This window comes from Granulosicoccus sp. 3-233, assembly GCF_052681095.1.
Map to the genome: position 1 here is coordinate 1 of NZ_JBQYLE010000067.1, position 514 is coordinate 514.

Here is a 514-nt window from a genome sequence, read left to right on the forward strand (position 1 = left end):
CTCTCGCACATCAATGCCCTGTATCGGCTCGAGCGGGAATGGAGTGATCTGGACGATGACGAGCGCCTGAAAGCGCGTCAGCTCAAGGCTTTGCCGAAGCTTGAGAAACTCAAACATTGGCTGGAACAGAAACAACCGCAGGTGCCCAAGGACACGCTGACCCGAAAAGCCATCAACTACACATTGAATCAGTGGGAGCATCTGGTGCGCTACTGCGAACATGGGCAACTGCGCATCAGCAATGTATTGGCCGAAAATGCCATCCGCCCCTTCGTGGTCGGCCGCAAGGGCTGGCTGTTCAGCACCAGTCCGGAAGGGGCTCATGCCTCAGCGGCCATGTTCACCTTGATAGAAACCGCGAAGGCAAACAACGTCGAACCGTACGCCTATCTGCAACACGTCATCAATCACATCGCCACAGCGGACACGGATGAGGCACTGGATGCGCTCATGCCGTGGAATATGAATTAGGGGCGGGTTGAAACGCAGAGGACCCTGTTACGTTGGCGCTTAC

1 protein-coding gene is annotated in these 514 nt (G+C 56.0%); it reads left to right on the plus strand.

The window, feature by feature from the left end; translation table 11 throughout:
• A partial coding sequence (locus ACUNV4_RS30470; protein WP_430882445.1) for an IS66 family transposase occupies positions 1 to 471 on the plus strand: 471 nt, incomplete at its 5' end.
• Between the last annotated feature and the right edge of the window lie 43 nt (positions 472 to 514).